The 13,414-nt window shown below is 68.7% G+C and carries 15 protein-coding genes; 6 read left to right on the top strand and 9 right to left on the bottom strand.

Annotation, left to right across the window (positions count from 1 at the left end; all coding sequences use genetic code 11):
• Positions 1-44: 44 nt before the first annotated feature.
• Positions 45-887, bottom strand: coding sequence for a class I SAM-dependent methyltransferase (locus QSK31_RS28395; RefSeq protein ID WP_285687481.1), 843 nt, complete (start codon positions 885-887; stop codon positions 45-47).
• A gap of 112 nt (positions 888-999) precedes the next feature.
• Positions 1,000-1,395 carry a VOC family protein gene (locus QSK31_RS28390; protein ID WP_285687480.1) on the bottom strand — a complete coding sequence of 132 codons (396 nt, stop codon included), beginning with the start codon at positions 1,393-1,395 and terminating at the stop codon, positions 1,000-1,002.
• Between the two features lie 131 nt (positions 1,396-1,526).
• On the opposite strand from QSK31_RS28390, the gene lysS reads away from it, so the two are divergent.
• On the top strand, positions 1,527-3,236 hold the full coding sequence (gene lysS, locus QSK31_RS28385; protein ID WP_285687479.1) for a lysine--tRNA ligase: 1,710 nt from the start codon (positions 1,527-1,529) through the stop codon (positions 3,234-3,236).
• A 154-nt stretch (positions 3,237-3,390) separates the two neighbouring features.
• Here the strand turns inward: lysS and QSK31_RS28380 are convergent, their stop codons facing one another.
• Positions 3,391-3,900, bottom strand: a complete 510-nt coding sequence (locus QSK31_RS28380) for an alpha/beta fold hydrolase (RefSeq protein WP_285687478.1) — start codon at positions 3,898-3,900, stop codon at positions 3,391-3,393.
• A gap of 134 nt (positions 3,901-4,034) precedes the next feature.
• Complete coding sequence (locus tag QSK31_RS28375; RefSeq protein WP_285687477.1) at positions 4,035-4,724, bottom strand: SDR family oxidoreductase; 690 nt, start codon at positions 4,722-4,724, stop codon at positions 4,035-4,037.
• A gap of 59 nt (positions 4,725-4,783) precedes the next feature.
• On the opposite strand from QSK31_RS28375, the gene QSK31_RS28370 reads away from it, so the two are divergent.
• Entirely contained in the window at positions 4,784-5,143 is a 360-nt protein-coding gene (locus QSK31_RS28370) for a MerR family transcriptional regulator (protein WP_285687615.1), read from the top strand.
• 38 nt (positions 5,144-5,181) lie between these two features.
• Here the strand turns inward: QSK31_RS28370 and QSK31_RS28365 are convergent, their stop codons facing one another.
• From QSK31_RS28365 to QSK31_RS28355, 3 genes are all read right to left on the bottom strand, one after another.
• Positions 5,182-5,727: a snapalysin family zinc-dependent metalloprotease gene (locus QSK31_RS28365; RefSeq protein ID WP_285687476.1), complete on the bottom strand. Its 546-nt coding sequence runs from the start codon at positions 5,725-5,727 to the stop codon at positions 5,182-5,184.
• A gap of 115 nt (positions 5,728-5,842) precedes the next feature.
• Positions 5,843-6,256, bottom strand: a complete 414-nt coding sequence (locus QSK31_RS28360; protein WP_285687475.1) for an STAS domain-containing protein — start codon at positions 6,254-6,256, stop codon at positions 5,843-5,845.
• 318 nt (positions 6,257-6,574) lie between these two features.
• Entirely contained in the window at positions 6,575-7,627 is a 1,053-nt protein-coding gene (locus QSK31_RS28355; RefSeq protein WP_285687474.1) for an ATP-binding protein, read from the bottom strand.
• A 483-nt stretch (positions 7,628-8,110) separates the two neighbouring features.
• On the opposite strand from QSK31_RS28355, the gene QSK31_RS28350 reads away from it, so the two are divergent.
• Together QSK31_RS28350 and QSK31_RS28345 are read left to right on the top strand one after the other, a co-directional pair.
• Positions 8,111-8,848: a GAF and ANTAR domain-containing protein gene (locus QSK31_RS28350; RefSeq protein ID WP_285687473.1), complete on the top strand. Its 738-nt coding sequence runs from the start codon at positions 8,111-8,113 to the stop codon at positions 8,846-8,848.
• Positions 8,845-9,585: a GAF and ANTAR domain-containing protein gene (locus QSK31_RS28345; protein ID WP_285687472.1), complete on the top strand. Its 741-nt coding sequence runs from the start codon at positions 8,845-8,847 to the stop codon at positions 9,583-9,585. The genes QSK31_RS28350 and QSK31_RS28345 overlap by 4 nt, the downstream gene beginning before the upstream one ends.
• A gap of 175 nt (positions 9,586-9,760) precedes the next feature.
• Here the strand turns inward: QSK31_RS28345 and QSK31_RS28340 are convergent, their stop codons facing one another.
• Together QSK31_RS28340 and QSK31_RS28335 are read right to left on the bottom strand one after the other, a co-directional pair.
• Positions 9,761-10,471 carry an STAS domain-containing protein gene (locus tag QSK31_RS28340; RefSeq protein ID WP_285687471.1) on the bottom strand — a complete coding sequence of 237 codons (711 nt, stop codon included), beginning with the start codon at positions 10,469-10,471 and terminating at the stop codon, positions 9,761-9,763.
• The gene (locus QSK31_RS28335; RefSeq protein ID WP_285687470.1) at positions 10,411-11,181 is read right to left on the bottom strand and encodes an ATP-binding protein; all 771 of its coding nucleotides are present in this window, start codon (positions 11,179-11,181) and stop codon (positions 10,411-10,413) included. The genes QSK31_RS28340 and QSK31_RS28335 overlap by 61 nt, the downstream gene beginning before the upstream one ends.
• A gap of 351 nt (positions 11,182-11,532) precedes the next feature.
• Here QSK31_RS28335 and QSK31_RS28330 point away from each other — a divergent pair, with 351 nt between their 5' ends.
• Together QSK31_RS28330 and QSK31_RS28325 are read left to right on the top strand one after the other, a co-directional pair.
• Positions 11,533-11,892, top strand: a complete 360-nt coding sequence (locus QSK31_RS28330; RefSeq protein ID WP_285687469.1) for a response regulator — start codon at positions 11,533-11,535, stop codon at positions 11,890-11,892.
• Positions 11,889-13,328, top strand: coding sequence for a DUF7125 family protein (locus tag QSK31_RS28325; protein ID WP_285687468.1), 1,440 nt, complete (start codon positions 11,889-11,891; stop codon positions 13,326-13,328). The genes QSK31_RS28330 and QSK31_RS28325 overlap by 4 nt, the downstream gene beginning before the upstream one ends.
• The last annotated feature ends 86 nt before the right edge of the window (positions 13,329-13,414 follow it).

The following is a 13,414-nucleotide window of genomic DNA, read 5'->3' as shown; positions in this document are numbered from 1 at the left end:
GCCGGGCCTGACCCCCACCCACTGAGAAGCGCGCCGGCGCGCTGTCAGTGCGCTGCGGCCAGGGTGAAGCGCACCTGCTGGGTCAGATGAATGCGGCCGTCGGTACCGCGGGCCTCTTCCAGGTGTTCTCCGGCGACGGCCTTGACGGTGTCGTGGTCGGCGTCCGGGATGGCGTCCCACATCGCTCGCTGGCCATGCGATCGGCTGAATTGATACCACTCGCCGGCGTCGGCGAACGTCACCTCGACGTCGGAGTGGGTCGTCCGCACGCCGGTGTATCCCGCCGCGCCGACCAGCTCCTCGACGCCCGCGTCGCTGCTGAAAGGCCCGGCGGCGCCGGTCGTGCGGGCATCCAGCATTTTCGCGGGCAGATAGGGCCGGAAAGTCGCATCGACCGCGTCCCACACCGGATCGCGGGGGCCGAAGGTGGAGATCGCGAGCCGGCCGCCCGGCACGGCAAGGAGGCGCCGCCACGCGCTCAGGGCCGCCGGCGGATCAGGCAGGAAGAACACCACCAAGGACGAGACGACGAGGTCGTAACCGGCCGCCGGCAGCGACGGCGAGGAGGCGTCCATGACCTGGACGTCGATGTTCGAAAGACCGAGGCCGGCGAAGTCCGCCTCGCACGCCTCGATCATGCGGGGGGACAGGTCGATACCGGTGACATGACCGTCGCCGCCGACCGCCTCCGCCAGAGCGATCGTGGCGGCTCCCCGCCCGCACCCGACGTCCAGGGCCCGCGTGCCCGGCGCGGGCGCGGCAAGGCGTACCAGTTCCCGCGCGATGGGGGTGAACCACGGCACCCCGACTCCGTCGTAGACGTCGGCCACCCGGTCGAACACCGCCGCCACCGCCGCGCTTCGCGCCGCCCGCTCTGTCAGATCCACGCAGTGATTCTGGTCCGCCCAACCGGTCGTAACAAGAGGTATTCGGGCAGGTCAACCGCCGGTGGCTGCCGCTTCCCGGAGCGCAACGAGGACGCCGCCCCCTCCGCGACCGTCAGCCGCTGAGGGCGACGCCCCCGTCGAAGCGCCAGCGGTGGCCCTCCGGGTCAACCACCGTGAAGGTGTAGACGCCGTCGAACTCGTCCCCGTCGTCGTAGCTGCCCACCTCGACGTCGACGAGCTCGGCGCCGGCCGCCCTCGCCCGGTCGACCAGCCGGTCCATCGCGTCCGAGTCGGCGCCCATCAGGAACCGGCCCTGGTGATACTCGGACGGGGGCTGCACCCGGCCGGGCTCGGCCCGGGTGGCGATGAGCCGGTCGGAGGGCTCGAAGACGAGCTCGACCCGGTCGGGCCGCACCGACCGCTCGACGAAGCCGAGGGCCTCGGTGAAGAACCGGCGAGCGGCATCGAGGTCCCGGTAGGCGCAGGGGGCGTCCCGGAAGTACTTCATCACCCGATGATGCGCCGGAGACGCAACCGAAAGCGGCCGGCCGCCGCCGGGTCACGTGGCCGCGTGAACGGCGCGACAGGCGGGCTGGGAGAATGGGAGGGTTGTGGTTCCAGGGAAGGGTGTAGCAGGTCGTGGCTGAAGTTGAGTGGGTCAACCGGTACGCGGACGAGGTGATCGCCGAGGCGGCACGTCGTGCGCCGGGCAAGCCGATCGTCTGTGCGTCGGGGCTGAGCCCGTCGGGGCCGGTCCATCTGGGCAACCTGCGCGAGGTGATGACCCCGCACCTGGTGGCGGACGAGATCCGCCGCCGGGGCCACGACGTGGTGCACCTGATCTCGTGGGACGACTTCGACCGGTTCCGGAGGGTGCCGGCCGACATCGACCAGAGCTGGACGGAGCACATCGGCAAGCCGCTGACCGCGGTGCCGGCGCCGCCCGGCAGCACCTACCCGAACTGGTCGGAGCACTTCAAGGCGGCGATGGTCGAGTCGCTCGCCGAGCTCGGCGTGGAGTACCGGGGCGTCAGCCAGACCGAGATGTACCGTTCGGGGGCCTACCGCGAGCAGGTGCTGCTGGCGATGCGGGAACGCGGGCGGATCGACGCGATCCTGGAGCGCTACCGCACCAAGAAGAAGGTCACGCAGCAGAACGCCAAGCTGGACGAGGCCGACGCCGCCGCGGCTGCCGAGGCCGCCCAGGGATCGGGCGCGGCGGAAGAGGACGACGGGTCCGCGGCGACCGGCTACTACCCGTTCAAGCCGTTCTGCTCGTCCTGCGGCAAAGACTTCACCACGGTCGTCGCGTACGACGACGACAGCACCGAGATGACCTACCGCTGTACCGGCTGCGGGCACACCGAGACCGTGCTGCTCAGCGAGTTCACCAACGGCAAGCTGGTGTGGAAGGTCGACTGGCCGATGCGGTGGGCGTACGAGGGGGTGGTGTTCGAGCCGTCCGGGGTCGACCACTCGTCGCCCGGCTCCTCGTTCGTCGTCGGGGGGCAGATCGTCACCGAGATCTTCGGCGGCGAGCAGCCGATCGGCCCGATGTACGCGTTCGTCGGCATCTCCGGCATGGCCAAGATGAGCAGCTCCAAGGGCGCGGTGCCGACCCCCGCCGACGCCCTGCAGATCATGGAGGCGCCGCTGCTGCGCTGGCTGTACGCCCGCCGCCGGCCCAACCAGGCCTTCAAGGTGGCGTTCGACCAGGAGATCCAGCGGCTGTACGACGAGTGGGACGCCCTGGAGAAGCGGATCGCCGCCGGTCAGGCAGGCGACGCCGAGGTGGCGGCGCACACCCGGGCGATCGGCACCGCCGCCGGCCCGCTGCCGGCGACGCCGCGCCCGCTGCCCTACCGCATGCTCGCCTCGGTCGCCGACATCACCACCGGCGTCGAGGAGCAGCTGCTGCGCATCCTGCACGACCTGGACCCGGCCGACCCGGTGACCAGCCTCGACGAGGTGCGCCCGCGCCTGGACCGGGCCGCCACCTGGGTGGCCACGCAGGTGCCGGCCGAGCAGCGCACCCGGGTCCGCGAGGAACCGGACAAGGAACTGCTGGCCACGCTGGACGACACCCAGCGCGAGTCGCTGCGGCTGCTGCTGGCCGGGCTGGACGACAACTGGTCCCTCGACGGGCTGACGGCGCTCGTCTACGGCGTACCCAAGACTCAGGCCGGCCTGCCGATGGACACCAAGCCGACCCCCGAGCTGAAGGCCGCGCAGCGTGCCTTCTTCGCCCTGCTCTACCACCTGCTGGTCGGCCGCGACACCGGCCCGCGCCTGCCCACCCTGCTCCTGGCGGTCGGCGCCGACCGGGTCCGCACGCTGGTGGGCGCCTGAGGGATGACCACGCTGCGGGCGGTCGACTGCGTCCACCTGACGGTGCCCGACCTGGCCGCCGGGCTGGCGTTCGGCCGCTGAGGCGCCGACCACAGCTTTGCCGAGAAAGGTGCTTCTCGATCACGCCGGTTTGTTCGGTAATCAGCCGGGACGATCAGGCGTCGGCCGGGCGAAGGAGGCTCGGGGGCAGGTCGGCGTCCGTGACATGGGCACGGATCGTCGCGTTCGCGCGCACCATCGGCCCGGACGTCGAGAACGGGCCGATGATCCGGCCGGCCAGCCGCATCATCGCCGGACGGGGGAACGGCAGCACGTTCACGCCGCTGACGACGGCACTGCGCACCACGGCCGGTTCGTTCGCCGCGAGCAGCGCGGCCACATAACCGCCGAGCGACAGGCCGACGACGTGAGCCTGACCTGTCGCCGTACGGGTTCTGATCAGCTCCGCCACGGCCGCCACGGTGTCGGCCAAGGAGCTCCATGTCTGGCCGTTGCGCCCATGGCCCGGCAGGTCAGGCACCAGAACGTGGGAATCCTCCGCGAGCATCGGCGCTATCCGATGCCACATCCAGCCGCTCGTACCCAATCCATGCAGCAGGACCACAGCGTCGGCGTCAGTCCGGCCCGACTCGTCCACAGAGGAATTCATGGCACGATGATCCACCCCCGCGGTCCCTGACCGACAGCCGCGTCACAGCCGCTGCGGGGTACCTGCCGCCGACGCCGACGATCCCGCCGTCGCGGGCGCCGAGACGTGCGGCGGACGGGGTGGGTTCATCCCCGTCCGCCGTGTTCACCTCACTGCTGGTTGTAGTACGCCCGGGGGTCCGCGGCGAGAGCGGCCTTCGCGCCACGGGACCATTCGTCGGCGAGCACCTCCCAGTAGCCGGCTTCGAGGCCGTCCAGTCCCGCCTTCACGATCACCGCGGGATCCGTCTTCGGGACGTCGTAGCCGGCCGTCATGTCGGTGTCGGCGGCACCCAGGTGGAGACCGGTGACCTGCGTCTTCTGCCCGGCCAGTTCCAGACGCACGCCGTTGGTGAGGCTCCACTGGGCCGATTTCGACGCCGCGTACCCGCCGGATCCCTGAAATGCGATCCAGGACAGCACCGAGAGCACGTTGAGGATCGCGCCGCCGGCCAGCTGGGGCGCGAAGGCCCGGACCACGGAGAGGGTTCCCCAGAAGTTGGTGTCCATCTCCCGGTGGAGCACGTCCAGGTCGCCCACGACGAGGTCCGTGCCGAAGGCCACCCCGGCGTTGTTCACGAGCAGATTGACATCGGCGGCAGCCTCCGCGGCGGCGGCCACCGAGGCGGGATCGGTGATGTCCAGGGGCAGGATCTCCACCCCGGGGACGGTGACGAGTTCGGGCCGGCGGGCAGTGGCGTACACCTTGGTGGCGCCACGCTCCAGAAGTTGGGTGGCGAACTGGCGGCCGAGGCCGCGGTTCGCCCCGGTGACCAGGGCAATCGCTCCTGAAATGTGCATGCCGGTACGCTAAAAGTTGACACCAATGAGAAGAGCAAAGGAATGTGGCCGTGGTCACCTTGCGCATTGGAGAACTGGCCGCCCGCGCCGGCGTGAGCACGCGGTCCCTGCGTTACTACGAGCAACAACAGCTGCTGCCCGCCCAGCGGAGCTCCACGGGTCAGCGCCGTTACCCGGAGGTGGCCGTCGATCGGGTCAGGCTCATCCAACGCCTGTTCTCCGCGAACCTGTCCAGCCGGACGATCGCGGAGTTGCTGCCCTGTCCCCGGGCGGGCATCACCCCGCTCGTCGCGAAGACGCGGCTGGCCGCCGAGCGCGAACGCATCGACGCGCAGATCGCCGAACTGGCGAAAGCCCGGGTTCAGCTGACCGAGGTGATCGAGCAGATCGACCAGCCGATGAGCGACTGCGACTCCTGAAGACCGGCCATCGATCGAACCGTCCACAACGGCGCCGCCTATCGGGCGAACCCTCCCCACCAGGGGACCGGGTCGCCGACGTCGTTGGCGGCGAAGAAGTCCGTGACGGCGGTGATCTCCTCGGCGTCGGGATGGTCGTTGACGCACTCCGGTCCGGCCCAGGCGCCCGACATCACCTTGACGCAGGGGCTGTCGGGTCCGAGGTCGGGAAGGGACAGGATGTGGCCCAGCTCGTGGGCGGCGATCCGGGAAGGCCGGTACGTCTCGGCGTCTCCGACCTCGAGGTAGACCCAGCCGCGGCCGGCGCCGTTGATGTAGACGTGGGAACTGGTGCCGTTGGCCGTCTTGTACTCCTTGACCCGTAGGGCTGCCGGGGTGTCCTGCTCGACGAACCGGATGGTCGGGACGGTGGTGTTCCAGATCGTCATCGCGTCGCGGACCGCGTCGGTGTAGGAGCCGGCGAGCAACAGGTCGATGGGGATGACCTCGGGTTCCGGGACTGCGGCCCGGGCCGGGGCGCTGACTCCCATCGAGGTGGCACAGGCCAGGATCGTGATCGACAGAAGGTTCAGCGCTCGGGCCATGGAAGCCGCCTTCACAGAGATTGATCGACGTCAGCAAGCTTGAGGGGTTTTCATGGCATTTGCAACCCCCGTCCCTGGCCCACAGATCGGGCAGCCGTGGCGGTATATGGGACTGCTACAACGCTTTCCGCGGCGTGTAACCCAGGAACGCAGGAATCTGGCACAGCCGTAGCACTGCGTCGAGGCATGGCGCCGCTGCTGTGATGCGGGTTTGGTACCGCATGGTGGCGGCGGTTTCGACCACCGCGTGGACGGCGCGCCATCCGGCGAGGTCACAGAAGTCGAGACGGGAGAAATCCAGTTCCAGGCTGCCGCCGTATCGGCCGTCGAGGAGCCCGCGGATCTGCCGTTGGAAGGTGGACGCGGTGCAGAAATCGAGATCCCCGGTCACCGTGACGGTGAGAGTGCCGCAGGGATGCCGGATGCCGGAGATGGCCATGGGTGTGGCTGTGTCCGCGGGTGAGGCGGACACCGCAAAGGTGAGGTCTGTTTCGCGAATCTGGTAGGCGCCGTCGGAGTCCGGAGGCATGGTTCCGCCTTGGCTGGCTCGTAGCATGCCGGGGTCCGGGGCAGCGGTTCGCCAAAAGGAACCGCGCCTTGCATTCTAGGGTGGTCGGGGCCTGGCCCGGATTTGACGTTTCGGCACACGACGACCGGATGGCTGGAAATTCCGGTCTTATCGACCGGCCTTCGGTGGTCGACCGGGACCGGGACCGAAAGGCGTGGCCAGGCGGTACCGAGATCATTCTCCCCTCTCGAGGCGCTCCCGGGTCGTGCTCGGTGGGGTCGATGTCATTCACCCTCGAGAGTGGTGTTGCCCCGGTGTCTGCCGACCGGCGGGGAAGGCTCAGAGATGGGGCGTTGTGCTGGCGCTGGGGAGATGGTCGAGGCGGTAGCCGAGCAGCAGACGGGTGCCGGTGGCGTCGGTGGTCACCTTGCAACTGGTGCAGGCACGTTTGATGAGCCACAACCCACGCCCGCCGAGCAGGCTGGTGCCGGGTGAGCGGGCCGGCAGGCAGGTGCTGGGGATGCCGGGACCGTGATCGGTGATCTCACACCACAGGTGGTCGGCGTGCCACCACAGCAACAGTTGACCGTGACCGCCGCCGTGGCGTGCGACGTTCGTCATCGCTTCGTACACGGCCAGAACGAACACGTACAGGCCATCACCTGCCAGGCCTTGGCCGGCACACTCCACGCGTACCTGCTCGCGCACGGTGGCCAGCGTCGTGACGTCGAACCAGCAGACCGACAGCACCGCCGACGAGCCTGCCGCGACGCTGGAACCGGCGATGATCGGCGTGGCACCGGCCGACAGGCACGTGCCGCCGCGCCGGCCGCGGGTGAAGGCGTCGGTCAGGTTCAGATCCAGATCGTCCAGAGTGAGCAGTTCCGCGGCTGCCGCAGCGAAGGCCGACGCCGCCGCCAGTTCAGTGCCGTTCAGCCCACCCGGACGACGGCGATACAGGTTCACCGCCCCTTCGTGCCGCACGCCGCCGACCCGCAACGGCAGAGCGACCACCGCCCGTACCCCGGCATCCAGGGCGGCGGGGGTGAACTGCGGCCACCGCTGCCGCCAGGATCCGGTCGTCAGGTCAGCGGCCACCACGGGCCGCCGCGTGGCGGCCGCGTCCCGGCGCGGGCCTTCGTCCATGGTGAGCTGGAGGTCTTCGAGCAGAAAGCTGGTGTCGTCACTGGCGAACCGGAGCCGCGGACCCGTCACGGGGCTGCCGGCCGACAAGCCGATCCCGGAGACGCCGGGCACGAGCCTGCCGCTGGCCTGACACAAGCCGGCCAGGTCCGGACCGTAGGCGCTGACCAGCTCCCACACCCGATCCGGAGGTCCGGGTTGGTCCGGGAAAGCCCTCAATTGCTGCACGGCAAAGTGTTCGTCGGCCATTGGTCAGGACCTCACGTTCCCGCCTCGCGCTAGCGCGAGGAATTCAGATCCCACACCGTAATTGGCGAGATCCCCTGAGCCGGGGGCTCCTCGGCCGTTGACGGATACGCGCCCAAGCTACCCTGAGCCGACATCCGGCCGACAGCCTCTAAAGCGTGACGAGGGGTCATGGCATGATCCCGCCTTGTGTGGCGTGCGGCAATGCCGGGTCCGTGCAACGGCCCAACCACGGGAGCCGCAACAGAAAATGCCGCCCGGGGAGTTGTCACCCGCACGCCGGCCGGCGTTTCGTTGCTCGGATCTCCGAGAACCGTCAGGGCGAGTAGCCTGCTATGAGGATCGGATCGTCTGGTTCTACTGCCATCAGCCCCGGCGGTCACTTCATCCACCGCAGAGGTGCAGTCGTGCCAGCTCTCCGTTCTTGCTTTTCCATGACGGCGCCGCGCCGACCGAGTACGCCGCTGTTCCGCTCCGGCACGCCTCGTGAGTGACCGGGTCGCCGCGCTCAGAAATCTCATTGCGGTGCGGCCGGGCCAGGCCCGCAGCACCACCGATTACCTCCAGCGGGTGTGTCAGACCGCCGCCCGGAGGTTGTCGGCGTCCGGGACCGGGATCAGCGTGCTGACCGATGACGGTGTGCGCGGGGTATGCGCCGCCTCCGACCCGCACAGCGAGCGGATCGAGGAACTCCAGTTCGTCTTCGGCGAGGGTCCCTGCATCGATGCCTTCGACTCCCGCCGCCCGGTCCTGATCCCGGACCTCGCCGGCCAGGCGGCGGCCCGCTGGCCGATGTACGGTCCCGCCGCCCACGACAACGGCGTCCGAGCCGTGTTCGCCTTCCCGCTGCAGACGGGTGCCGCCCGGCTGGGTGTCCTGGACGTTTTCCGCGAACACCCCGGGGCCCTGTCGGATGACCAGCTCAGCGACGCGATGACCTTCGCCGAGCTCACCATGGAGGCCTTGCTCGACCAGCACGAGGCCACCGGCATCGCCGGCACCGGCGATGGTGTGGCCGATGCGGTCGAATACCGGGCGGAACTGTTCCAGGCCCAAGGCATGGTGATGGTGCAGATCGGGGGGACAATCAGTGAGGCCATGGCAAGGATGCGGGCCTACGCCTACGCCGAGGGTCGTGGCCTCGGTGATGTCGCCCGTGACGTCGTAGCCCGCAGGTTGCAGTTCGACCGAGACCCACGCGATGATGCCGGGAGGCAGGCATGACCACCGTTTCCGCCGAACGGCTCGCGACGATCTTCGTCGAGGTCGCCGACACCCTGGTCGATGAGTTCGACCTGATCGAGTTCCTGCACATGCTCACCGACCGGACCGCCGACCTGGTCGGCGCCGCCGCCGTCGGACTGGTCCTGGCCGACAAGGGCGGCCGCCTGGAGTTCATGGCGGGCTCCAACGAGAACGTCAAACTCCTCGAACTGTTCCAGCTGCAGACCCGCGAGGGGCCCTGCCTGGAAGCGTTCCGCACCGGGCAGCCAGTCATCAACGTGAACCTCGAACAAGCCGCCCCCCGATGGCCGCGCTTCGCTCCCCGCGCCACCTCCATCGGGTTCCAGTCCGTACATGCCTTCCCGATGCGGCTACGCAACCAGATCATCGGGGCGTTGAACGTCTTCGGCGACACCAAGGGCGGCGACTTCGAAGGTGCGGACGTGCCGATCGTGCAGGCCCTCGCGGACGTCGCCGCGATCGCCTTGCTGCAGGAACGCGCCATCCACCGTGGCGAAGTCCTGACTGAGCAGCTGCAGGGCGCGCTGAACAGCCGGATCGTGATCGAGCAGGCCAAAGGCGCCGTTGCGCAGGCCCATGGGATCGGCGTCGATGACGCGTTCACCCGCATCCGCACCTACGCCCGGGACAACAACCGCAAGCTCACCGACGTCGCACACGCCATCGTCGCCGACCAGAGCACCCTTCGCGACCTCAGCTCGCAGAGCGCCCGATAGGTCGTGTTCCAAACCCGGCCAGGCGCGAGTTCGAAACACGACCTGGACGACCCGGAGAGTTGTCCTGTGGTGCGGTTGTGTCTATGTGGAGGATGACCGGCGCGGCGGTCGAGACGCCGACCTGGCTGTCACGGGCGAGGTGGCGCATCCTGGTGCCGGGTGGCTGACCTGAAGATCAGCGTTCGCTCTCTCGGCGTTCGAGGTCACGCTCGCGGGCGTCGGCCACGTCCTCGCGAATGTCCTCCCAGCGCTGATGTTCGCTGACGCGTCGCTGACGTTCGTCGACAAGCCGATCACGTTCCTGCGCGAGCCGATCACGGTCGTCGGCGTGTTCCTCACGCTCATCGGCAGCCCGGTCACGCTCGTCGGCACGCCGGTCACGCCGGCTGGTGGTGCCTGCCGGCGGGAGGGAAGGAACCTTGTTCACCGGTTCACCGGCGGCCCTGACCGGCGGTGGCGGGCCGCCAGGGCACGGCATCACGGCGTCGGCGGATGCGGTGCTGTCGCCCAGCAACAGGGCGGCGCCGGTGGTGTGCAGCAGCCAGACGATATCCGGCTGAGGATCATGCAATGTCAGCTTGACACCGCGGCCCGCGCCGAGATGGTAGGCACGCACCAGTACCCGCACCCCGTCGACGTCGACGAAGCCGACCTGGGCCATCCGCACGTCCAGGTACTTGACGCTGCCGTCCATCGCGGTGTCCAGCAGCCGCGTCAGCGGCCGCCCGCTGAACAGGTCCAGTTCACCGGTCAAGGTAATCGTGGTCCGGTCGCCGTCGGTATGCACCGCGGTGTGCAGCCGGCCACTGTCATCGGCAGGGCCGGTCACGACGCCCTCCCCGCACTGGTGGCAAGGGTCGCCCACACCACCTTCCCGCGCCGGCACGACAGGGCACCCCAGGTGGTGGCCGTAGCGGTCACCACTTGGAGTCCCATTCCTGATTCCGGAAATCCGGCAGGATGCCGGTGTCCGGCGTCGAGCAGTTGCGGGAAATCCCGGCTGCGGTCCTGCACGGCCAGATACAACGCCGCGCCGCGCACCGACGCCCACACCTCAAGATCAGTGCCGGCGTGCAGGACCGCGTTGGTCACCAGTTCCGACACGATCAGCCGAGCCGGGTGCGTCAGGTGCTCCATCTCGAAGACCCGGCAGGTGTCACCGACCATCGTGCGTGCCAGCGCGCTCGCCGTAGGCTGTCCCGGCAGAGCCAGGTGGTGCTGCCGGATCCCGCCATCCAGGCTCGACACTGCGGCCAGTGCCGCATCGACGGTGTCGGCCAGCGCCACCGCCGGATCACCGTCACCCGTCGACAGACGCCGCCGCACCGCCGGCGGCGGCGCAGCCAGAACAACCATGACCTGCGAATCGGCTCGCTTTGCATACAGCGCCGCGGTGTGCCACGTCGACACGGACTCGCCGGCCGGGTCCTGCAACCACGTCAGATCGACCAGCAACACCCGCGGGGATGCCGCCACGCATGCCCGCAACACCCGCGACGCTTCCTGACGAAGCCCGCCGTTCCAGCGCCCGCGCACCACCATCTGCGTCAGCGCCCGGCCAGGCTCACTGACACAGGCGATCTCCGGACTGTCCACGACCAGAAACGGACTGCTCATGAGAACCGATCTTCCGTGTACGACCGAGGAAGCAGTTGCTTCGTCCTGGGCCTTCCCCCTCGTATAGTCACGCTGGAGCCGCACGACCTGCCGCACGCCAGGTCCGACATCGCCATGTGTGGACGCGGGAGCGATCTTGTCAATTCACCGCTAATCCCCTCAGAAACGACTAAAATGTAAATTTGCCTCTTGTCGCGCGGCCTTTTCAGGGCTTTCTCGGCCGTTCGCTGCCCCGCCCCCTGGACCCCGGGGAGGGCTGAGGCGTTCGGCCGGCGTCCGGTTGACCGAGCGGGTGGCGCCGTGGGCGTTCACAGCGGGTGAGGGGTCTCGTTGTTCAGGATCTTGGTGGTCGATGATGAGCCGGACTTGCGTTACATCCTGCGACGGATCTTCGAGCGGGCCGACCATGGCGTGTCGGACTCCGGGAACGGTGCATCGGCGCTGGAGGCCGTTCATCGTTCGCCGCCGGATCTGGTGGTGACCGACATGATGATGCCCGTGATGGGCGGGGCCGAACTCATTCGCCTGCTGCGCCGCGACCCGGTCACCGCGCGGATACCGATCCTGGCCGTGACCGGTGACGCCCATCTGGCAGACGGCGCCGACGCGGTACTGACCAAACCCTGGACATCGCAACAGCTTTTGGCCACGGTAGGCGCGCTCCTGGCACAGAAGGCGGACCGAACGTGAAGCGACTGGCAACCGGTGTTCCCGGACTCGATGTCGTGCTCGGCGGCGGGCTGGAGCCCGGTTCGGTCACGGTGCTGGCCGGAGCCCCCGGGACCGGCAAGACGATCCTGGCCCAGCAGATGTGCTTCGCCAACGCCACGCTGGAGCATCGGTCTGTGTATTACACGACCCTGTCGGAGCCGCATTCCAAACTGGTCCGGCATCTGGACCCGTTCGACTTCTTCGCTCCCGAATCGCTGGGCCCGCAGGTGGAGTACCTGCATCTCGGTGATCTCATCCGCGACGACCGGCCTGGGCGGATGGGACCTTTGGTCGACGAGGTGGCGCGCAAGACGATGGACGAACATCCCGTCCTGGTGGTGATCGACAGCGCGAAGGCGTTGCGGGACTTCACCGGCGAGCGCGAGCTGCGGATGGCGTTCTACGACCTGACCAGCCGCCTCGCGCACACCGACGCGGCGCTGCTGCTGCTCGGTGAGTACACCCCCTCCGAGATGGCGGCCGGGGTCGAGTTCTCCCTGGCGGACACGATCATCCACCTCGCCTACGAGCCCCGCGAACCGATCGACCGGCGCTGGCTGCGGGTCGTGAAGATGCGCGGCACCCACCACCTGGAAGGCAAACACACCTTCCGGATCAGCCCCATCGGGTTTGAGGTGTTCCCCCGCATCGAAACCCTCGACACCGGTCCGGCCCAAGAGGTCAGCGGCCGAATCCCCAGCGGCATTCCCGGCCTCGACGACCTCATGGGCGGCGGGATCGGCGCCGGCGAGGCCACCGTCATCCTGGGCCCGTCCGGAGTCGGCAAGACCATCGGCGGACTGCGGTTCGTCGCCGAAGGCATCGCCCAGAACGAACGCTGTCTCTACGTCACCTTCCAGGACACCGCCGACCAGCTCGTCAAAATGGCTGCCACGTTCGGCTGGGATCTGGGCGCTGCCCTTGAGAAGGAGCACCTGGTCGTTCACCACGTGCCGCTCGGCGAACTCGATCTGGATCTGCTCGCCGCCCGTATCCGTGAACAACTCGCCGGCGGGCCGGTCCACCGCGTCGTGATCGACAGCCTCGCCGAGATGGTCTTCGCCTCCCGCGAATCCGACCGGTTCCCCGCCTACGCCCGCAGCCTGACCGGGATCATCCGGGCCGCCGGCGCCACCCTGCTCATCACCAGCGAAACCACCACACTGGGTCCCAGCCCAGAACCCATCGGAGGAGTCACGTTCCTGTTCCACAATGTGATCCTGCTGCGCTATATCGAGATGAACTCCTTCACCGGTCGAGCGCTCAACATCGTGAAGATGCGCAACAGCGACCACAGCAAGGACGTCTGCTGCTTCACCATCGGCGCGGACGGCCTGACCGTCCGCAACCCTCTGGAATCAGTCACCGGGGTACTCGGTTGGAGCGCGCTACGGACCCCCACCGTTACCTCCTGAAACCCGAGCCGGCGTCACTCGGATACGCGTAGCGGCCCCGTCTGCCGGATCGCGCTCCCTGTCGGAGGTCTGCTTGTCGCGGTGGT

The sequence above is a fragment of the Actinoplanes sp. NBRC 103695 genome (assembly GCF_030269485.1).
In the GTDB taxonomy this organism is placed as follows: Bacteria; Actinomycetota; Actinomycetes; order Mycobacteriales; family Micromonosporaceae; genus Actinoplanes.
Note: the sequence above shows the minus strand (reverse complement) of the source record. Positions and strands in the feature narration are given on the sequence as shown.